The sequence below is a fragment of the Rhizobium hidalgonense genome (genome assembly GCF_005862185.2).
Lineage (GTDB): Bacteria > Pseudomonadota > Alphaproteobacteria > Rhizobiales > Rhizobiaceae > Rhizobium > Rhizobium hidalgonense.
Window position 1 is genome coordinate 228,850 of sequence record NZ_CP054027.1, and the last position, 19,631, is coordinate 248,480.

Consider the following 19,631-nt stretch of genomic DNA (forward strand, 5'->3'; position numbering starts at 1 on the left):
CCTAAATGTTTCGCAGGCATGCGGAACAGAAACGGAAAAAAGGGGCTGAAAGCCTTGAGCCAAATCGCATTCTGGGGGGCCGTCGAACTAGGACTGGTCTATTCCTTCGTCGCCCTTGGGGTCTATCTCGCCTTCCGCATTCTCGACTTTCCCGATCTGACGGTCGACGGCTCCTTTCCGCTCGGTGCGGCGGTGACCGCCGTGCTGATCATTGCCGGCGTCAATGCCTGGCTTGCAGCTCTGATCGCGATGGCTGCCGGCGCGGGCGCGGGCATGGTGACGGCGCTGCTCAACGTGCGCTTCAAAATCCTCAATCTGCTCGCCTCGATCCTGACGATGATTGCGCTGTTTTCGGTCAATCTCAGGGTGATGGGCAAACCGAATGTCGCTCTCATCAATGCCGATACGATGATCAGCCCGTTCTTCGGCCATGGCCTTCGCGATTTCTATGTGCGGCCGCTCTTCGTCGGCGTTCTTGTGATCGTCGCCCTCATCCTGGTCTGGCGCTTCCTCGAAAGCGATGCCGGGCTGGCCATGCGCGCGACCGGCGCCAATGCGCGAATGGCGCGCGCCCAGGGCGTCGATACCAGCCGGCAGATCTATCTCGGCATGGCGATATCGAATGCGCTGGTGGCATTCGGCGGCGCGCTGTTTGCCCAGACGAACGGCTTTGCCGACGTCACTTCAGGCGTCGGCACGATCGTCGTCGGGCTTGCCGCCGTCATCATCGGCGAGACGCTGCTCGGGCGCCGCGGTCTGCTGATCGCACTGATCGGCTGCGTGCTCGGCTCGATCCTCTACCGCATCTCGATCCAGTTGGCGCTGTCGAGCGACGTCATCGGCCTGCAGGCTTCCGACCTCAATTTCGTGACGGCGGTGCTGGTAACCGTGGCGCTCATCCTTCCCCGTCTTCGCGGAGGTGCCGCATCGTGATCAGCGTTAAGGATATCAAGGTTGTTTTCGGGCGCGGCACGCCGCTGCAGAAGCAGGCGCTGAACGGCGTCAGCCTGACCATCGAACAAGGCTCCTTCGTCACCGTCATCGGCTCCAACGGCGCCGGCAAATCGACGCTGCTCGGTGTGCTCGCCGGCGACGTCCTGCCGAGCGAGGGACAGGTGCTGATCGGCAAGAGCGATGTGACGCGCAAGTCGACGGCATCACGCGCAGGTCTGGTAGCGCGGGTGTTCCAGGATCCGCTGACGGGAAGCTGCGGTTCGCTGTCGATCGAAGAAAATCTTGCTCTGGCTGCCCGCCGGGGCGAAAAGCGCGGGCTTGCGCCGGCATTAGGCGGCAAACGTCGGGATTATTTCAAGGAGCGGATCGCGGAGCTGAATCTCGGGCTGGAAAACCGGCTGAAGGACCGCATGGATCTGCTCTCCGGCGGGCAGCGGCAGGCCGTGTCGCTTGTGATGGCAACGCTTGCCGGTTCCGAAGTGCTGCTGCTCGACGAACATACGGCCGCCCTCGATCCCGGCATGGCCGAGTTCGTGATGAACCTGACGCAGAAGATCGTTGCCGAGCGCAAATTGACGACGATGATGGTGACGCATTCCATGCGCCAGGCGCTGGATTACGGCCACCGCACCATCATGCTGCATGGCGGCGAGATCGTTCTCGACGTGGCGGGCGACAACCGAAAGAACCTGCAAGTCGAGGACCTGATCGCCATGTTCCGCAAGATGCGCGGCCAGACGCTCGACGACGATGCTTTGCTGATTGGCTAAGCCAACAGCGTGCTGATCGGTTAACCGACAGCGGATCCGCTGATCATCTGGCCTGGGTGAGCAGGATCTTCGCGGCGAAGATCGAGAAGACGCCGGCGAAGGTATAGTCCATGCCGCGCAGCACCTTCCTGTTGTTCTGCAGCCAGGAGGCCAGCCAGTCGGCAGCAAGGACCACGCCGGCATTGACCGGCATGCCGAACAGGATGAAGCAGAAGCCCAGGAAAAGCAGCTTCTGCGTCACGGCCGGGTCGCCGGCGCTGACGAATTGCGGCAGGAAGGTCATGAAGAAGATAATGACCTTCGGGTTCAGAAGATTGACCCAGAAGCCCGACGAGATGTTCGCAAGCGCCGTGCCCTTCTGCGCCTCGACCTTGGCGACAGTGAGCTTCGAACCGAAGCGGATCGCCTGCACCGCCAGCCAGAGCAAATAGGCGGCGCCGCCGGTCTTCAGGAACAGGAAGGCGGTCGGCGAGGCCGTGATCAGCGCCGAAATGCCGAAGGCGACCAGCATGGTGTGGACGACGATGCCGAGGCTGGTGCCGATGACGACGAAAAGAGCCGCTTTCTTGCCCTGGGCTAGCGCACGGCTGATCGACAGCGTCATGTCGGGACCCGGCGTCGCGGCGAGCAGCAGGGTCGCGGCGGCAAAGGCCAAAAGAGTCGACAGGCTGGGCAGGAAATCCATGACACGCTCTGAAAGCCGGGAAGATCGGAGGATTTTTTACCCGGCTTTCAGAAAATTACCAATCAAACCTTCGAATGCGCGTCGCATTAAACTTGATCCATGCCACGCGCATTCGCTGTTGTTTTATGCATGTCATTATCCCGGAACCGCTGCACACTTCCGGGCGACATGCATGAGTGCCATTATTTCTGTTCGAGGAAGGCCTTGAACTTGTCGGCATAGTCCTCGTGCCAGCGTGACAGCGGCGGGCGATTCTCGATGATGTCGCCAGCAGCCCAGGCCATGCGGCGCTCGTCGACCGGGCGGGCCACGTCATTGTCGGGGCACAGGATATAGAAATCGCCGCGCTTGAGGCTCTCGACCATGAAATCCACAGTCTGCTCCGGCGTCCAGGCGCCGGCCGGCTTTTCCGCGCGGTCGCCCTTGGTGAGGCCGGTGAAGACGAAGCCGGGGATCAGAAGATGCGCGGAGATTTTCGCGCCTTCGATGTTGCGAAGCTCGTGCTCGAGCGCTTCGGTAAAGACCTTCACCCCGGCCTTTGAGATATTGTAGGCGGGATTACCGGGCGGCGTGGTGATACCCTGCTTCGAGCCGGTGTTGATGATCAGCCCAGGCTCGCCATGCGACAGCATCTTCGGGCCGAAGGTGCGCGTACCATTGATCACCCCCATCAGGTTGACGGCGAAGATATGGTCCCAATTCGCCTGCGGGCTGAAGATCGAGGTTTCCGGGCCGATGCCAGCATTGTTCATTAGCACATGGACGCGGCCGAAACGCTGGAGCACGGCGCGTTCGAGCGCCTCGAGGGAGTCCCGGCTGGCGACGTCGGTCTCGACCGCCATCACCTCTTCCTCGCCGGCAATGGCCTTGAGTTCGTCTGCGGCGCCCGCCAGCCGGTCGCCGCCGAGATCGGCGATGACCACGCTCATGCCGGCCTTGGCAAAGTGTCTTGCGGCAGCCAGGCCGATGCCGGACGCGCCGCCGGTGACGACTGCAACATTGGATTTCTTGAAAATGTCTTGAATATTCGTCACGGGGAGCCCCTCCTCGGTCGTTGCTCTGACGTTGGCGAATATGGGCTCCGCTTTCGCGCTGTCAACGCTATCGCGCCGGCGGTGCCGCACTTGCCCTTGCGTCACGCGTCAATCTCGCTAAAAGTGCCGCGATACCGGGTTTTCGCCGGCCTTTTATGCAACGGACCTCATCATCATGGCATCATATAAAGACGTGAAGAAAGTCGTGCTCGCCTATTCCGGCGGCCTCGACACCTCGATCATCCTGAAGTGGCTGCAGACCGAGCTCGGCGCCGAAGTCGTCACCTTCACCGCCGATCTCGGCCAGGGCGAAGAGCTGGAGCCGGCGCGCAAGAAGGCCGAGATGCTCGGCATCAAGGAGATCTATATCGAGGACGTGCGCGAGGAATTTGTGCGCGATTTCGTTTTTCCGATGTTCCGCGCCAATGCCGTCTATGAGGGTGTCTATCTGCTCGGCACCTCGATCGCCCGGCCGCTGATTTCCAAGCATCTGATCGATATCGCCCGCAAGACGGGCGCCGATGCGATCGCCCATGGCGCGACCGGCAAGGGCAACGACCAGGTTCGTTTCGAATTGTCCGCCTATGCTTTGAACCCCGACATCAAGATCATCGCGCCGTGGCGCGACTGGGCGTTCAAGAGCCGCACCGACCTGCTCGCCTTTGCCGAACAGCACCAGATCCCGGTTGCCAAGGACAAGAAGGGCGAGGCGCCGTTCTCCGTCGACGCCAACCTTCTGCATTCTTCTTCCGAGGGCAAGGTTCTCGAGGACCCTGCTCAGGAGGCGCCGGAATATGTGCATATGCGCACGATCTCGCCTGAGGCTGCGCCCGACAAGGCGACGGTGATCAAGGTCGGCTTCCGCAAGGGCGACGCCGTCTCGATCAACGGTGTCGAGATGTCGCCGGCGACGCTGCTCGCGACCCTCAACAATTACGGACGCGATAACGGCATCGGCCGTCTCGACCTCGTCGAGAACCGTTTCGTCGGCATGAAGTCGCGCGGCGTCTACGAGACGCCCGGCGGCACGATCCTGCTTTCGGCGCACCGCGCCATCGAATCGATCACGCTCGACCGGGGTGCGGCCCATCTCAAGGACGAGATCATGCCGCGTTACGCCGAGCTGATCTATTACGGCTTCTGGTTCTCGCCGGAGCGCGAGATGCTGCAGGCGCTGATCGACAAGAGCCAGGAGCATGTCGAAGGCGAAGTGACGCTGAAGCTCTACAAGGGCAATGTCATGGTCATCGGCCGTGAAAGCGAAAAGTCGCTCTATTCCGACAAGCTCGTCACCTTCGAGGACGACCAGGGTGCCTACGACCAGAAGGATGCGGCCGGCTTCATCAAGCTCAATGCGCTGCGCCTGCGCACGCTCGGCAAGCGCAACCTCGTGAAGTAATCACGCTCGCTTTTCGAGTTGAATAGGAGCCCGCCGGCATTGCCGCGCGGGCTCTTTTTTTGCCGTGGTTCACGCGGCGGCTGCATCCATACGCAGCCTGACTTCGCCGCGACGCGGTCCCCAGCTTTCGGCCCAGAGCGGCAGGCCGGCAAGATCGGCTATCTCGGACGCCGCTTCGGCAGGATCAAGCCGGATGGCCTCGCCGTGATCCGTGATGGCAAACCCATCTTCGGCCTGATCGAGACAGGTGACGGCCAGTCCGCCTCTGATTGTGATGCCGCCGCGATCCAACGTCAGATCGCGGGCAATGGCCTGGCGCAACGTGTCGAGATCGAGCGGAGCGAGCCGCAGAGTACCTTGCCACTCGTTCGGTGCGTTGGTGGGGTCGACGATATTGATGCCTGATAGTGCGGGAACTTCCCCCTTGAGGGGACCTGCGCCGTGCCGGGTGGTGTAGCAGCGCGTCGCATATGTCGCGGCCAGCTCTGTGATGCCGGCCTCGACTGAGATCGCGAGCATGTTCGCGAGCCCGGTATTCGAACGGGTGACGTGGGGAAACACGCCGCGGTCCTGATCAAGCTCCAGACCCTGTGCCGCTTCGAAGATGACAGGGCCGCGTTCGCACAGTCGCCGGTCGGGCCAGAGCGCGGCGCGGTCGAGATAGGCGGCGCAATCGGCTTCGAAGCGGGCGGTGGTGATGTCGTCAGCCAGTGCGGCGGCCAGTTCCGCGGGCAGGGCGGTGATGCCGAGCGCGGCCAGCCGGACAGGCACCCAGGCATCGCGGATGGAAACAAGCCGGGCATGCAGATCGGGGCGAAACAGATCCTTCGTCGAGAGGGCGAATTCCGGGCGCAGATTGCGCTCGATGGTCTCGCCGAAGCCGAGGCCGCAACTGCCGTGACGGGCAGTGCCGCGCGCCAGCTCCAAGGCCTGGTTGATGATGACGTCGAAGGGTGTGGTGACCGGGGCACGCGGGTCGCTGCTGATCTCGGGCTCCACACCCAGCTGGCCGAGGGCGGTCAATTCATCGAGCAGCAGCATCGGATGGGCGACGAAGAAGCGGCTGAAATGGGTGGCAGCGCCGGCAAAGCTGCCCGCGCCAATGTGGTGAAAGACATGGCGCACCCCGGCGGGATCGACCACGGTATGGCCGGCCTGAGCACCGCCATTGCTGCGAACCACCACGGCTCCCGGCGTGGCTGCAGCGAGCCGATCGACCATCAGCCCCTTGCCTTCGTCGCCATAAAGCGCGCCGATCACGGCTTGTGCCTGGGTGCTCATGTTCTGCTCCTCAAAATGGGTCCCGGAGGGCACCGGGGCTTTTGTACTGGAAGATATGGGCAGAGCGGTTCAGCTCTTTATGGCAGCTCAGAACCGCTCCAACCTTTGGTTTTAAATAACCGGGGAAAGCGCGCAGCACTGTCCCGGATTAGAAGAACGGCAGCAGGTGCCGCTTCGGGCGTTCGCCGATGGCTTTGGCGACGACTGCAGCCGCCGAACCCGGCCAACTGGCGGCTACGTCGTCGGCGTCACGACCCTCGGTGATTTCGATGATCGAAACCACCAGCTCGGCAATGCGCCTGTGATCATCGAGCACGAAGGTGCGACCGGGCAGCAGCGGCTGCCAGCTTTCGAGCACCCGGCCGAGCCTCCTGGCCGCATAGCCCTCGCGGATGACGATGTGGAAGACCTCATAGGATCTTTGCGCCATCGCCAGGCATTCCCGGGCGCTCAGACCGCGCGGCGGTGCGATGCCGAAGATGCGGGCAATCTGAGGGGCGGTCAGGCCATTGTGAACCGGCTCGTCGCCGATGGTGAAGAGATAGCCCTTGCGGCCGCGTCTTTCGAAGGCATCGGTCGAGGTTTTGAGCGCTGCCAGAAGGTGGGCGGCGCTGTAGCTCTCGCCGTCATTGCCACCGCCATTGCCTTCCAGCCACAAGGCGCGGATCTGGCTGGCAAGCGAGATGTCGGCCTCGAACTGGGTAGCCTGCAACGGTGCCACATCAGTATCCGCATCTCCGACCGCCGCCACCATGATATGCGGATCGGATACCGGACGGCGGTCGTAGATCTCCGATGTCAGGGTGATGAGCCCGCCACGCATCAGTTCGTGGGCGATCATGCCCATCGAGCCGGTCACATCCGAGGCCAGAATAATCGGGGTCGATTGTGGATTGTAGGGGCTGTCGCGGCTCTCGCGGGTGGAAAAGCGCGCCGGATCGAACCGCGGGTCGATGCCGGTGGCGCCGAAAACTTCCGACCGGCTGCGACCATCCACATGGCGTGCATTGTAGGCCGCCCAATCGGCTGTGCTGAAACGTCCCATACCCATGGCATTACTCCTTTGCTGTTGCCTTGGCGATCAGGCGCCGGTTCTGCCCGCTGCCCTCGTTAAGAACTATATAGACTTGCAAATTGCATTTTGCAAGTTGCTATTTGCAAATTGTTATTTTTGAGGTTGGCGGTTATGAGAGCCTGAGAATGCAAGAGCGCGTCACATCGTTATCCCGGATCCGCTGCGCTCTTCCGGATGACTTTCATGAGCCAAGGAGGATCCTGATGGCAGAGGCAGAATTCGCACGACCGATCGTGACGGTCGACATCGTCTTGCTGACGCTGCACGAAGGACGATTGTGCACCGCGCTGCTGCCTCGGTCCGCCGAGCCGTTTGCCGGCGTTCCGGCGCTGATCGGCGGCTATCTGCACATCGATGAGGACGCCGATGCCGAGGCGGCGGTGCGGCGTATCCTCAGCGTCAAGGCGGGGCTCGGCGGCATATTCTTCGAACAACTCGCAACCTTCGCTTCGGCGCGGCGCGACCCCCGCGACTGGTCGGTATCGATTGCGTATTTTGCGCTGGTCCCACAGGGAGCCTTGGAGGGCGGCACAAGCCCTCTGGAATTGCGGCCGGCCGAGGCCGCCGGCAAACTGCCTTTCGACCACAATGAGATCCTCAAAGCGGCGCTGGAGCGGTTGCGCGGCAAGGGCGCCTATTCGACCATTCCGGCAAGGCTGCTTCCCGAGATCTTCACAATGTCCGAACTTCAGGCCATCTATGAAACGGTGATGGGCGAGCGACTGGACCAGAGCGCCTTTCGCCGCAAGATCAACGATCTTGATCTGCTCGAAGTCGTCGAGGGCGAAAAACGACAGACCGAGCGAGCCCGGCGACCGACGACGCTCTATCGGTTGAAGACGCCGGTCGCTGTGTTCGATCGGCGAATTTGAGCGACCAGAAGGACGCGCCTCTTCCTGGCTCTGCATTCGACAGATCATTCGTGCGCAAGCAATGTCTTTCCCGATGCAAATTGGCGATCATAGAAAATCCGCACTGACAGAACGACGCCGGCGATCAGGACAACCACGCCAGCGACTTCGATCGGGGTTGGCCAACGAGCATGCACGACAAGTCCCCCAATGACACCGAAGGCTGTTTCCGAAACGATCAGTTGCGCCGCCAGGGCGACGGGCAGGCTCCGTGACGCAATGTTCCAGGCCCAGACGCCGCCTACGGTTGCCAGCAGCGCGAACGATGCACCCCAGATATACAGGTTACCGGCGGCACTCCAGCCGAACCCCAATGCTGGAAGCTGGAAGAGGCCGATCTCGGCACCGACGGGATAGAAGGCCAGCATCAAGACACCACCTCCGACCAATATCAGCGCCGACCACACACTGGAGGGCATGTCTGGTCGGGCGGCGAGTGCAGCCTGATTGGCGAGCGCGAACCAGACCCAAAGCCCCACGGCAGCAAGCGCTAGCGGCACGCCAACCCACAATGATTCGACGGAGCTCAATCCTTCAACCGTGAATGCCGTGCCATTGACGAGAACAAGGCCGACCAGCACCAGCGCCAAAGGCATCATCAGGGATCGCCACGGCAATGATCCCTGACGCTGGTTGCCAATGACCATCAATACGATCGGTACCAGACCGAGAAAGGCCGGAGCGATTACCGGGCCGGCAAAGACGGCCGCTCCGGTCACCGTCAGGAAGTAGCCGACATATCCGACGAAGGCGAGCCAGATGGCCTGCAAACAGTTCCGAAGCGTGACGTGGCGCATTACACGCTTCTCCGAAAACAGAATGTAGAACCCCACCAGACCCGAGACAACATGACGGATGAGGGCAAAATCAAAGGTGGAATAGTCACCGATGATGAAGGGCACAACAAAGTTGAGCGAAAAGGCAAAGGTCGCAAAGAGAGCGGCTGACACGCCAACATGGAAGAGTCTGTCCATAATGTTCACCCTCTTGAAGTTGCGTCGCTGAGCCTTGACTCCGGTGACGCCGACAGTCGGTTCGCTATCAAGGGAAACCCTTGATCGAATGGGCGAAAGTTACTTGCCGAAAGCCCTGACCGGTAGCCAGCGAAAATGAGAACCACCCTCTCGACGCTCATCCAGGCAATCGCCAATCAGTTCTGCTCCGAGGCCGAGTTGAACGGCAGGAGGCCTATCCGGCGCGATGATGGTGCAATGCCCCGACCATTGCTCCCCGCTTCTCGAGCGTCGCCTGCAGCGATGTGGCCGCGACACTTCTGGGGCAACCGCGCTGTGCCGCCTATTCACCGGAAGCGATTCCTCATATCCTCAAATATCAAGGCTTCTAATTGTCGGGGCGTTATGGATCGGCTTGATGCAATGCGGGTTCTGCTTGCCGTAGTTGACGCCGGGAGCTTGTCGGCGGGCAGCCGGAAGCTGAACGCACCGCTGCCGAGCGTCAGCCGCAAGGTTGCCGATCTGGAGCGATATCTCGGCACAAACCTTATCATCCGAACAAGCCGCAACCTGCAACTCACCGATGCCGGTCGCGACTATGTCGACGCGGCGCGCAAGATTATTGCCGATCTGGAGGAGGTCGAACGCAGGGCGTCAGGTGAGTATCAGACGCCCCGGGGATTGCTGACCGTCACGATGCCGATCGAGTTTGGCCACCGGTATGTCCTGCCGATTGCACTCGACTTCATGGACAAGCATCCGGAGGTGATATTGAACGTTCTTTCACTCGACCGCTCTGTCCATCTCGTCAATGAACAGGTCGATGTCGCCATCCGGCTTGGTGATTTGGTCGACAGTTCGCTCCACGCCGTCAAGGCCGGCGAGTTTCGTCTGTTGACCTGCGCGAGCCCGGCCTATCTGGAACGGCATGGCGTTCCCCAACATCCCACCGAGCTTATCAATCACGATGGGATCATGTTCCACAACCGGTCGTTCTTTTGGAGTTTCGAGATCGACGGGAAGTCCGTCGAACTGTTGCCCCAGAGCCGGATCGAGGTGAACACGGCCGCCAATTGCGTCGCCGCCGCGCTCAATGGAGCCGGCGTCGCCCGGCTCTTCGACTATCAAGTTCCGGAGGAAGTGTCCTCGGGCGCGCTCGTGCAGATTTTGAAGGACTATGGCGGCGAGTCCAAGCCGATCAACATCGTCTATTCGCGTCAGGGCTTACTCGCCCTCAAGGTGCGTGCCTTCGTCGATTGGGCGCTGCCCCGGCTTCGCGCGGCTTGCAGCAACTATGGCGATATGCCGTAGTCGCCCATCATTGTCATCTCGGTGGCTCCTCTTTCGCCTCAACGAACGACGCGATCGACCTGCGCCTGAAGGCGGGGACCGACCAGCAGGATGGCGGGAATGACGATGAGATAGGCGATGCTCCACGAGCGGAGCCATGTCAGGGCGAATCCTTTCGAAAAGCCCAGATTGAGCGCAATCAGCGTGAAGGAAATCAGCTCTGTCGTTACGATGCCCATCGACAGAGCGAAGACGATCTTACGTTTGAAATCCGTGTTCATGTCGGTCTCCCGGCTGGATGTGAAAGCGGGATCGCTTCAGCGGTTGCGACCCCGGGTTGGCGCTGTGACGATCGCGCAATTCCGGCATCGGCGGTAGCGAGAGAACCCGAGAGCCAGCCTCTTGAATCCTGAAAGGTCTCAACGGCCGGGAAACCGTGAGATCGGTCGAGAAGCGACAAACTCCCCTGTCGCCAACGCGCCCCGAGCTCCACCACTCATGCACCCAGTGTGACTGGCCTTGTCTACGCCGATCGCCTGGCGCGCTGCGGATATGATCTTTGCTGCTCACATGCCGATCGAAAACGAGAGGCTCACTCTCGTTTCAGCTCACTACTGGGCCGGACTTGCGACGCTCATCTTCTCGTCATCGCGCGGCCCCTTGATCCTGGGCGGCGTTCGTCAAACCAACAAGGAGTATCTGAATGTCGACAGTCATCTACACTGGCACCACCAACACCATCGGCGGGCGTGACGGCGCGTCTCGCAGTTCCGATGGGCGCCTCGACGTGAAATTGTCCCCGCCCGGTTCCGCGGGCTCGGGCACCAATCCCGAGCAGCTCTTCGCTGCGGGCTGGTCCGCCTGTTTCCTCGGTGCGATCGGGAGAGCGGCCGCCGAGCGCCAGCTGCGCGTCCCCGCCGACGCCGCCATCAATACCGAGATCGACCTGGTTTCGAATGACGACGGCTATGAGCTGCAGGCGCGGCTTAATGTGAGGCTGCCGGGCATCGCGGCGGACCTCGCCAAGTCCCTGATCGAACGTGCTCACCAGCTCTGCCCTTATTCCAAGGCCACCCGGGGCAACATCGCCGTCGAACTGAACGTCGCTTGATCGGTCTCCGATCAAGCGCTCTCCACCCCAACATTGCGCCGGCGTCCCGACAGTCGTCGGTCATAACCGGCGCACTACGCAGGGATTTTGTCATGACCGTGATCGCAAGAGCTCTCGCAACGGCAGGTCTTCTGTTTGCCGCCAGCACACCCGTCTACGCGCAAACACCGTATCCCGCAGCCACGCAGTTTCTTCCCATCAAGGACGAGCCTGCGCCCCAATTGTTCGTGGATCAGCCCCTTCCGGGACCACTGGCGAGCAGAGCGGTGGTCATCATTCCCTATCGAACCGAGAATTTCCGCATCCTGCCAATCTTTGGCGCCAGCGCCAGCGACGTCTCGCCAAGGGCCGGCCATCTCCATGTCAGCACCGACGGCCTGCCTTGGCGGTGGGCTGATGCGGGTGGTACCGGCGCTGTAGTCCTGACAGGCTTGCCGCCAGGCGAACACAAGGTGCTGATCGAAATCGCCACGCCGGAACACGAGGTGCTTGGCGGAAAGGCTGTGAAGTTCACTGTCCCGGCGATCGACAGCGCGCACCATTAGAGGTCACTCCGACATAGTGGCTCAATTCGGCTGCGTCCGCTTCGAGCCGGCAGCTGCCGCCAGCGGCGTTTGCTACCTCATCCCCTTTTCATCGGCATTCGTCGCCCTTGACGGATGCCCGGGATGGCTTACTCTGCCGCGATCATCCTCCGGAGCATCTCCATGACGCAGTCCCTGGTCTTCGGCGCCTTTCTGGCGGCGCTCTTTTACGTGCTCATTCCGGGGCCCGCCTTCTTGCAGCTGCTCGGCATCGGTGCCGGGCAAGGCCGCAAGGCTGGCGCCTTCTTCATGATGGGGCATCTAGTCGGGGATCTGATCTGGTCGTCGCTGGCGCTGATCGCGATCGTCGGCGCGAAGACGATCGGAACCTTCGTCTTCGACCTGCTCGGCCTTGCCTGCGGTTTCTATCTCGCCTGGATCGGCTGGAGCGCCGTCAATGCCAAGCCGAAAGCCGAGGGACAGGCTCTCATGGTGGTCGAGCGGCCGTTTCGTCGCGGGCTGATCTTCGGCGTCACCAATCCGAAGGGCTATCCCGTGGCCCTCGCCACCTTCACCGCACTGGTTGCGGGCTCGGCCGGGGCGCTTGATTTCGAGGCATTGCCGATGCTTCTCGGCGTGTCCTTCGTCGGCTTCGTGACGGCAGACATCATCCTGATCGGCGTCATCGGCGCCGGCGCGGTGCGGCGCTTCTATCGCGCGCATGAACGGCTGATTGTGCGCTGCTCCGGCGTGCTTTTCATGGGGTTTGCTGCCCAGGCACTCTGGCACGCAACCCCCGGCCTCATCGGCTGGCGCAAGGCTTAATTCAACTATCCAGGAAATTGACGATCGATTTCAGCGTCTGGACCTCATCGGGATCGCCGATCGACATGGCGATCTGCAACTGATTTTTGTAATAATCGAGAAAATTGAAGCTGGTGCCGTCGGTGACACTGGAAAGATCGATGACATTGCCGAGCGGATCGATCGCATGCATCGGCAGCGGCTCGGAGATCGCGGCGTAGGTGCTCTGGTCGATCAGGCCGCTGTCGAAACTCTGACGCGCGTAATTGCGCAATTCGCCAGGGCTGACCGCGGTGAAATCCGGCCCTTCGTCGAGATTGTCGTCGAGCTGGAATGAGGCCGGGGCGGAAGCTCTGGTCTCGATTTCAATATCAGAGGTCTTCGAACTTTTTGCGTTATTAGGATTGTTTTTAAATAGCAAACTCTGAGAAGACCGCACAGAAAAAATTTCCATGGCGCATGTCCCCGGACAAGAAGAAACATGGGGAAACTAGCGCTCGGCCCTGATTCGCGTCAATCGTTAACGGTTGGTTAATTCTAGCGCGTCAATTTTTGTCCACCAGATTTTGCAGGCGAGGCAAATGGCCCTGCCCGCATACCAATTCTACGACAGCTCTCCTATATTGACGAACCCGTGCATGCCAAAAAGGAATTCTTCGATGCCTTCTCCCCTTGATTTCAATCCGGCGCTGGTCAACTGGGACGGTCTACACGGCCTGCCACGTTTCGATGCTGTCGATGACGGCGATTTCGCCGCCGCCTTCGAAGCGGCGCTTGCCGCCCATGAACGGGAGATCGACGAGATCGCCGGAAATGGCGAGGCGCCGACATTCGACAATACGGTCACGGCGCTGGAGATCGCCGGCGATGCACTGTCGCGCGTCTCGGCGCTGTTTTGGAACAAGGCGGGCGCCCATACCAATGATGTGATCCAGGCGCTGGAGCGGGAAATCTCCCCGAAGATGTCGCGCCACTATTCGAAGATCGGCATGAATGCCGCACTTTTCGCACGCATCGACACGCTTTGGGAAAAACGCGAAAGCCTCGGCCTGACGCTCGAACAGACACGCGTGCTCGAGCGCCACTGGAAAGGCTTCGTCAAGTCGGGCGCCAAGCTCGAGAAGGCCGAGCAGGAGAAACTCGCAGCGATCAATGAAAAGCTTGCCGGACTCAGCACGCAATTCGGCCAGAACGTGCTGGCCGACGAGAAAGCCTGGGCACTGGTGCTCTCTGATGGAGCCGAGCTCGACGGGCTGCCGGAATTCCTGCGCGACGCAATGGCCGCAGCTGCGCGCGAACGCGGCGAGGAGGGCAAATATGCGGTGACGCTGTCACGCTCGATCATCGAGCCATTCCTGACCTTTTCGGAGCGCCGTGACCTGCGCGAGCAGGCTTTCAAGGCGTGGGTGGCGCGCGGCGAAAATGACGGCGAGACGGACAATCGCGCCGTCATCAAGGAAACGCTGGCACTGCGCCATCAGGTGGCGAGCCTGCTTGGTTACGGCAATTTCGCCGAGCTGAAGCTCGACAACACAATGGCGAAAACGGCGGAGGCGGTGAATGACCTGCTGAAAGCGGTCTGGGCGCGGGCGGTCAAACGCGCCGGCGAGGAGGAGGTCGATATATCGGCGCTGATCGCCGAGGAGGGGCGTAACCACGAGGTGATGCCCTGGGACTGGCGGCACTACGCCGAAAAGATCCGGGCGCGGAAATTCGATTTCTCCGAGGCTGAACTCAAGCCCTATCTGCAGCTCGAGAAGATCATCGAGGCCTGCTTCGATGTGGCCGGCCGGCTGTTCGGTATCCGCGCCGTCGAGAAGAAAGGCGTGGCGGTCTATCATCCGGATGTCAGGGTATTCGAAATCAGGGACCGCGAAGACCGGCTGGTGGCGCTGTTCCTCGGCGATTATTTCGCCCGCGGCTCGAAACGATCGGGCGCATGGATGAGTTCGCTGCAATCGCAGCACAGACTGGAGCTGAAGAACGGCCGCCATGGCGAGCTGCCGATCATCTACAATGTCTGCAACTTCGCCAAACCGGCCGAGGGCAAGCCGGCGCTGCTGTCGCTCGATGATGCGCGCACACTGTTCCACGAATTCGGCCACGCGCTGCACGGCATGCTCTCGAATGTCACCTACCCCTCGGTCTCCGGCACCGGCGTTTCGCGCGATTTCGTAGAGCTGCCATCGCAGCTGTACGAGCATTGGCTGACGGTGCCCGCTATTCTGAAGCGCTATGCCGTGCATGTCGAAACCGGCGAGCCGATGCCGCAGGCGCTGCTCGACAAGGTGCTGGCCGCCCGCACCTTCAATGCCGGTTTCAACACCGTCGAGTTCACCTCATCGGCGCTTGTCGACATGGCGTTCCACACGAGAACGGCCGTCGAGGATCCAATGGCGGTGCAGGCCGAAGTGCTGGCCGAGATCGGCATGCCGAAATCGATCGTCATGCGCCACGCGACGCCGCACTTCCAGCACATTTTCTCCGGCGGGTATTCGGCCGGCTACTACTCCTATATGTGGTCGGAGGTGCTCGATGCCGACGCCTTTGCCGCCTTCGAGGAAACGGGCGACGCCTTCAACGGCGAGATGGCGCGCAAGCTCAGGGAAAACATCTATTCCGTCGGCGGCTCGATTGATCCGGAGGACGCCTACAAGGCCTTCCGCGGCAAGCTGCCGAGCCCGGATGCGATGCTAGTGAAAAAGGGGCTTTCGACCTTCGAGGAATTGACAGGCAGCGACGCCTAAGACAATTTGATGACACGCTTCGATGCGGCATGGCGGCAGCCATGCCGCAGCTTTTGCGCGTTCCCCTCTTTCGCAAACGCAAAAAAAACTGTATGGACGCCCCAAACCAATAGGCGCGTCCTCAAGAGCGTGCGCCGCAGCCTCAGAGATTTCACATATGGCACTTCGCAATATCGCGATCATCGCGCACGTTGACCATGGCAAGACGACCCTGGTGGATGAGCTTCTCAAGCAGTCCGGCTCGTTCCGCGAAAATCAGCGTGTCGCTGAACGCGTGATGGACTCGAACGATCTCGAAAAAGAACGCGGCATCACCATTCTCGCCAAGGCAACCTCGGTCGAGTGGAAGGGTGTCCGTATCAACATCGTCGATACACCCGGCCACGCCGACTTCGGCGGTGAGGTCGAGCGTATTCTCTCGATGGTGGATGGCGCGATCGTTCTCGTCGACTCCTCCGAAGGGCCGATGCCGCAGACCAAGTTCGTCGTCTCCAAGGCGCTGAAGGTCGGCCTTCGCCCGATCGTCGCGATCAACAAGATCGACCGTCCCGATGGCCGCCACGAAGAAGTCATCAACGAAGTCTTCGATCTTTTCGCCAATCTCGACGCGACCGACGAGCAGCTCGACTTCCCGATCCTCTACGGTTCGGGCCGCGACGGCTGGATGAACGTCAATCCGGAAGGGCCGAAGGATGAGGGTCTTGCACCGCTTCTCGACCTGGTGCTCAAGCATGTTCCGGAGCCGACGGTCGAAGAAGGCCCGTTCCGCATGATCGGCACGATCCTCGAGGCCAACCCCTTCCTCGGCCGCATCATCACCGGCCGCATCGCATCGGGCTCGATCAAGCCGAACCAGGCCGTCAAGGTTCTCGGCCAGGATGGCAAGCTGATCGAAACCGGTCGCATCTCCAAGATTCTCGCCTTCCGCGGCATTGAGCGCACCGCGATCGAAGAAGCACATGCGGGCGACATCGTCGCGATCGCTGGTCTCTCCAAGGGGACCGTCGCCGACACCTTCTGCGATCCGGCCGTCTCGGAAGCCATGAAGGCGCAGCCGATCGACCCGCCGACGGTGACCATGTCCTTTATCGTCAACGACAGCCCGCTGGCGGGCACCGAAGGCGACAAGGTGACCTCGCGCGTCATCCGCGACCGTCTCTTCAAGGAAGCCGAAGGCAACGTCGCGCTGAAGATCGAAGAAGCCGAAGGCAAGGACTCGTTCTACGTATCTGGCCGCGGCGAACTTCAGCTTGCCGTTCTCATCGAAACCATGCGTCGCGAAGGCTTCGAGCTTGCCGTGTCGCGTCCGCGCGTCGTGATGCACAAGGATGAAAGCGGTCAGCTTCTGGAGCCGATCGAGGAGGTCGTCGTCGACGTCGACGAAGAACATTCCGGCGTCGTTGTGCAAAAGATGTCCGAGCGCAAGGCCGAAATGGTCGAGCTGCGTCCGTCGGGCGGCAACCGTCTTCGCCTGCGTTTCTACGCACCGACCCGTGGCCTGATTGGCTACCAGTCGGAGCTGCTGACGGATACGCGCGGCACGGCGATCATGAACCGCCTGTTCCACGACTACCAGCCCTACAAGGGTGTGATCGGTGGCCGCGTCAACGGCGTTCTGCTCGCCAACGCTTCCGGCGAAGCCGTCGCCTATGCGATGTTCAACCTGGAAGATCGCGGCCCGATGATCATCGAGCCGGGTGAAAAGGTCTATGCCGGCATGATCATCGGCATCCATTCGCGCGACAACGACCTCGAAGTCAACGTGCTGAAGGGCAAGCAGCTCACCAACATCCGCGCCGCCGGCAAGGACGAAGCGGTGAAGCTGACGCCGCCGATCCGCATGACCCTCGATCGCGCGCTCTCCTGGATCCAGGATGACGAGCTGATGGAAGTGACGCCGAAGAATATTCGTCTGCGCAAGATGTATCTCGACGCAAACGATCGCAAGCGTTTCGAAAAGTCCAAAGCGGCTCTCTGAGAGCTTCAAACACCCTTTGAAACCCCGGCCTTCGTGCCGGGGTTTTTTATTGTGCGCCGCGCTGATTCCGACTTGTGACAATCGTTAAAAAAGCGTTAAATTTTATCCGTCGTCCACATATCAAGTCTGTGGGCAATCGATCACGATGCGCTGACCGCATATGGTTAATTGCCTTTGGCGGGACCAGAGTAAACGTTATGAAGACGTTGTCGATCGATGTTCGGCGGGCCGAACCACACGATGCCCGAGCCATATCGGAAACGCACAGGCTTGCCTGGCAGCACACTTACGCAGGCATTATCCCACATCGGGCGCTGACGCAGATGATCGAGCGGCGCGGTGAAAACTGGTGGCGCAAGGCGACGCGCGGACCGGCGACGCTGCTGGTTCTCGATGTCGCCGGAACGGTTGCCGGCTACGCGACTCTCGGCCTCAACCGCGCCCGCGCTTTGCCGCAGGAAGGCGAAATCTACGAGCTTTATCTTCGGCCGGAGTATCAGGGCATCGGTCTCGGCCGCATGCTGTTCGGCGAGGCGCGGCGGCTGCTGAAGTCGCTCGGCTGCAACGGGATGGTCGTCTGGTGCCTCGAGGAAAACGAGACCGCCGGCCGTTTCTATCGCCATCACGGCGGTGTCGATTTCTGCGAAGGCATGGAAAATTTCGACCACAAGCAGTTGAAGAAGATCGGCTTCATCTGGAACTGACCGGCTTGGTCAGCAATCGCCTGTTTCCTATTCGAAAGATTCGAGCTCTCTGCGCCGGCGCCATCACGCATTGGTGATCTCAAATGTTGCGTTGCGACATGAAACTGATTATCTGGCTGCCAGCAATTCAACCTCGCGGGAGTTCCTATGCGCATCGACGCCATTTCCATCGGTAATAATCCACCTGAGGACGTCAACGTTATCGTCGAGGTTCCGGTTGGCGGCCATCCCATCAAGTACGAAATGGACAAGGAAGCCGGCACGCTGGTGGTCGATCGTTTCCTCTATACGCCGATGACCTATCCGGGCAATTACGGTTTCGTGCCGCACACGCTGTCTGAGGATGGCGACCCGATCGACGTTCTGATCGCCAGCACCCGTCCGCTGGTTCCGGGCTGCGTCATCAATGTGCGCCCGATCGGCGTCCTGAAGATGGAAGACAATTCCGGCAAGGACGAGAAGATCATCGCCGTGCCGTCGCCGAAGCTGACGCTGCGCTACGAGAAGGTGAAGGATTACACCGATCTTCCCGAGATCACGCTGAAGCAGATCGAGCACTTTTTCGAGCACTATAAGGATCTGGAGCCGGGCAAGTGGGTGAAGATCTACGGCTGGGGCGATTCCAAGGAAGCCGGCCAGCTCATTCTCGAAGCCGTCGAGCGCGCCAAGACAAAGGGCTGATCGCTCAGCCGAAAAGTGCTTCTAGTTTTTTTGCCAAATCCTCCGGGTCTCCGTCGATCCGGAGGATTTTTTTGCGCGCGGTGTCGCCGGAGACGAGGCTGATGCTGGATTTGGGGATGCGCAGCGATTGCGCGACGAGAAGGATCAGGGCCTTGTTGGCCTTACCCTTTTCCGGGACTGATGTGACGCGCGCCTTCAGGTGCGTTTCGCCCTCTCCATCCGCCTCGATGCCATCGATGCCGTCACGCCCGCCATTCGGCGTCAGCCGGACGGCGAGGCGCAGATGATCGCCGAAAAGGCTCCAGGGACGGCTCAAGCGACCAGCGGGTACAGCGTTGTCCAAAGCAAGGTGCGCAGGAAGAAAATGATCAGCAGCAGGATGATCGGCGAAATGTCGATGCCGCCAAGGTTCGGCAAGCGGCTGCGGATCGGCTTCAGCACCGGTTCGGTGACGTTATAGAGGAATGTGCCGACCGAATTGACGAACTGATTGCTGGAGTTGATGACGTTAAAGGCATAGAGCCAGGAAAAAATGGCACTGGCAATCAGGATCCAGGTGTAAATATTCAAAGCCAAATCAATGGTTTGAAACAGCGCAAACATCGTCTTCTCCAATTCGTTGTTGACAGACATGTAGACATTGGTGACTAAACGAGCAAGTGCCGTGTGGGAACGCGCGGTGAATCATGTTTAACGGGCGGCCTTGCAGCTATTCCGGCGCCCGTCTCCT

Annotated in this window: 21 protein-coding genes; 12 read left to right on the forward strand and 9 right to left on the reverse strand. The window is 60.7% G+C overall.

Translation table 11 applies throughout. The features are described 5' to 3' along the window. Nucleotides 1-54: 54 nt before the first annotated feature. Nucleotides 55-933 carry an ABC transporter permease gene (locus FFM81_RS01030; protein ID WP_037091900.1) on the forward strand — a complete coding sequence of 293 codons (879 nt, stop codon included), beginning with the start codon at nt 55-57 and terminating at the stop codon, nt 931-933. Further along, nucleotides 930-1,724, forward strand: coding sequence for an ABC transporter ATP-binding protein (locus FFM81_RS01035; RefSeq protein WP_003567360.1), 795 nt, complete (start codon nt 930-932; stop codon nt 1,722-1,724). The genes FFM81_RS01030 and FFM81_RS01035 overlap by 4 nt, the downstream gene beginning before the upstream one ends. A 43-nt stretch (nt 1,725-1,767) precedes the next feature. On the opposite strand, the gene FFM81_RS01040 is transcribed toward FFM81_RS01035, so the two are convergent. Then, complete coding sequence (locus tag FFM81_RS01040) at nt 1,768-2,409, reverse strand: LysE family translocator (protein ID WP_128397414.1); 642 nt, start codon at nt 2,407-2,409, stop codon at nt 1,768-1,770. A gap of 182 nt (nt 2,410-2,591) precedes the next feature. Then, nucleotides 2,592-3,443: an SDR family NAD(P)-dependent oxidoreductase gene (locus FFM81_RS01045; RefSeq protein WP_003567355.1), complete on the reverse strand. Its 852-nt coding sequence runs from the start codon at nt 3,441-3,443 to the stop codon at nt 2,592-2,594. Between the two features lie 175 nt (nt 3,444-3,618). Here FFM81_RS01045 and FFM81_RS01050 point away from each other — a divergent pair, with 175 nt between their 5' ends. Then, complete coding sequence (locus FFM81_RS01050; protein ID WP_003567353.1) at nt 3,619-4,842, forward strand: argininosuccinate synthase; 1,224 nt, start codon at nt 3,619-3,621, stop codon at nt 4,840-4,842. Between the two features lie 69 nt (nt 4,843-4,911). Here the strand turns inward: FFM81_RS01050 and FFM81_RS01055 are convergent, their stop codons facing one another. Then, nucleotides 4,912-6,123, reverse strand: a complete 1,212-nt coding sequence (locus FFM81_RS01055; RefSeq protein WP_138385246.1) for an adenylosuccinate synthetase — start codon at nt 6,121-6,123, stop codon at nt 4,912-4,914. A gap of 148 nt (nt 6,124-6,271) precedes the next feature. Next, entirely contained in the window at nt 6,272-7,174 is a 903-nt protein-coding gene (locus FFM81_RS01060) for a vWA domain-containing protein (protein ID WP_138385245.1), read from the reverse strand. A gap of 227 nt (nt 7,175-7,401) precedes the next feature. Between FFM81_RS01060 and FFM81_RS01065 the strand changes: the two genes are divergently transcribed. Further along, nucleotides 7,402-8,070 carry an NUDIX hydrolase gene (locus tag FFM81_RS01065; RefSeq protein ID WP_003567346.1) on the forward strand — a complete coding sequence of 223 codons (669 nt, stop codon included), beginning with the start codon at nt 7,402-7,404 and terminating at the stop codon, nt 8,068-8,070. 44 nt (nt 8,071-8,114) lie between these two features. Here FFM81_RS01065 and FFM81_RS01070 read toward each other — a convergent pair whose 3' ends face one another. Then, nucleotides 8,115-9,083, reverse strand: coding sequence for a DMT family transporter (locus FFM81_RS01070; RefSeq protein WP_138385244.1), 969 nt, complete (start codon nt 9,081-9,083; stop codon nt 8,115-8,117). A gap of 384 nt (nt 9,084-9,467) precedes the next feature. On the opposite strand from FFM81_RS01070, the gene FFM81_RS01075 reads away from it, so the two are divergent. Continuing rightward, nucleotides 9,468-10,373, forward strand: a complete 906-nt coding sequence (locus tag FFM81_RS01075) for a LysR family transcriptional regulator (RefSeq protein WP_025417268.1) — start codon at nt 9,468-9,470, stop codon at nt 10,371-10,373. Between the two features lie 38 nt (nt 10,374-10,411). Here FFM81_RS01075 and FFM81_RS01080 read toward each other — a convergent pair whose 3' ends face one another. Then, the gene (locus FFM81_RS01080; RefSeq protein ID WP_025417267.1) at nt 10,412-10,633 is read right to left on the reverse strand and encodes a DUF2798 domain-containing protein; all 222 of its coding nucleotides are present in this window, start codon (nt 10,631-10,633) and stop codon (nt 10,412-10,414) included. A 422-nt stretch (nt 10,634-11,055) separates the two neighbouring features. Between FFM81_RS01080 and FFM81_RS01085 the strand changes: the two genes are divergently transcribed. From FFM81_RS01085 to FFM81_RS01095, 3 genes are all read left to right on the forward strand, one after another. Then, nucleotides 11,056-11,463 (forward strand): organic hydroperoxide resistance protein, encoded by a 408-nt coding sequence (locus FFM81_RS01085; RefSeq protein WP_003567339.1) that lies wholly within the window; start codon nt 11,056-11,058, stop codon nt 11,461-11,463. 92 nt (nt 11,464-11,555) lie between these two features. Beyond that, nucleotides 11,556-12,008: a DUF6130 family protein gene (locus FFM81_RS01090; protein ID WP_003567338.1), complete on the forward strand. Its 453-nt coding sequence runs from the start codon at nt 11,556-11,558 to the stop codon at nt 12,006-12,008. 162 nt (nt 12,009-12,170) lie between these two features. Next, the gene (locus tag FFM81_RS01095) at nt 12,171-12,812 is read left to right on the forward strand and encodes a LysE family translocator (protein WP_003567336.1); all 642 of its coding nucleotides are present in this window, start codon (nt 12,171-12,173) and stop codon (nt 12,810-12,812) included. A 1-nt stretch (nt 12,813) separates the two neighbouring features. Here the strand turns inward: FFM81_RS01095 and FFM81_RS01100 are convergent, their stop codons facing one another. Then, the gene (locus FFM81_RS01100) at nt 12,814-13,245 is read right to left on the reverse strand and encodes a hypothetical protein (protein ID WP_003567334.1); all 432 of its coding nucleotides are present in this window, start codon (nt 13,243-13,245) and stop codon (nt 12,814-12,816) included. Nucleotides 13,246-13,450: 205 nt separating this feature from the next. Here FFM81_RS01100 and FFM81_RS01105 point away from each other — a divergent pair, with 205 nt between their 5' ends. The 4 genes from FFM81_RS01105 (at nt 13,451) to ppa (ending at nt 18,901) form a co-directional block, all read left to right on the forward strand. Further along, nucleotides 13,451-15,538 carry a M3 family metallopeptidase gene (locus FFM81_RS01105; RefSeq protein WP_003567332.1) on the forward strand — a complete coding sequence of 696 codons (2,088 nt, stop codon included), beginning with the start codon at nt 13,451-13,453 and terminating at the stop codon, nt 15,536-15,538. A 157-nt stretch (nt 15,539-15,695) separates the two neighbouring features. Next, entirely contained in the window at nt 15,696-17,516 is a 1,821-nt protein-coding gene (gene typA, locus FFM81_RS01110; protein ID WP_003567330.1) for a translational GTPase TypA, read from the forward strand. Between the two features lie 197 nt (nt 17,517-17,713). Further along, nucleotides 17,714-18,220 carry a GNAT family N-acetyltransferase gene (locus FFM81_RS01115; RefSeq protein WP_003567329.1) on the forward strand — a complete coding sequence of 169 codons (507 nt, stop codon included), beginning with the start codon at nt 17,714-17,716 and terminating at the stop codon, nt 18,218-18,220. Between the two features lie 147 nt (nt 18,221-18,367). Further along, nucleotides 18,368-18,901 carry an inorganic diphosphatase gene (gene ppa, locus FFM81_RS01120; RefSeq protein ID WP_003567327.1) on the forward strand — a complete coding sequence of 178 codons (534 nt, stop codon included), beginning with the start codon at nt 18,368-18,370 and terminating at the stop codon, nt 18,899-18,901. 4 nt (nt 18,902-18,905) lie between these two features. On the opposite strand, the gene FFM81_RS01125 is transcribed toward ppa, so the two are convergent. Together FFM81_RS01125 and FFM81_RS01130 are read right to left on the reverse strand one after the other, a co-directional pair. Beyond that, nucleotides 18,906-19,217, reverse strand: coding sequence for a DUF167 domain-containing protein (locus tag FFM81_RS01125; protein WP_025417265.1), 312 nt, complete (start codon nt 19,215-19,217; stop codon nt 18,906-18,908). Continuing rightward, a complete protein-coding gene (locus tag FFM81_RS01130; protein ID WP_003543619.1) occupies nt 19,214-19,504 on the reverse strand; it encodes a YggT family protein in 291 nt (96 codons plus the stop codon). Before FFM81_RS01130 ends, FFM81_RS01125 begins: the two co-directional genes overlap by 4 nt. Nucleotides 19,505-19,631 lie beyond the last annotated feature (127 nt).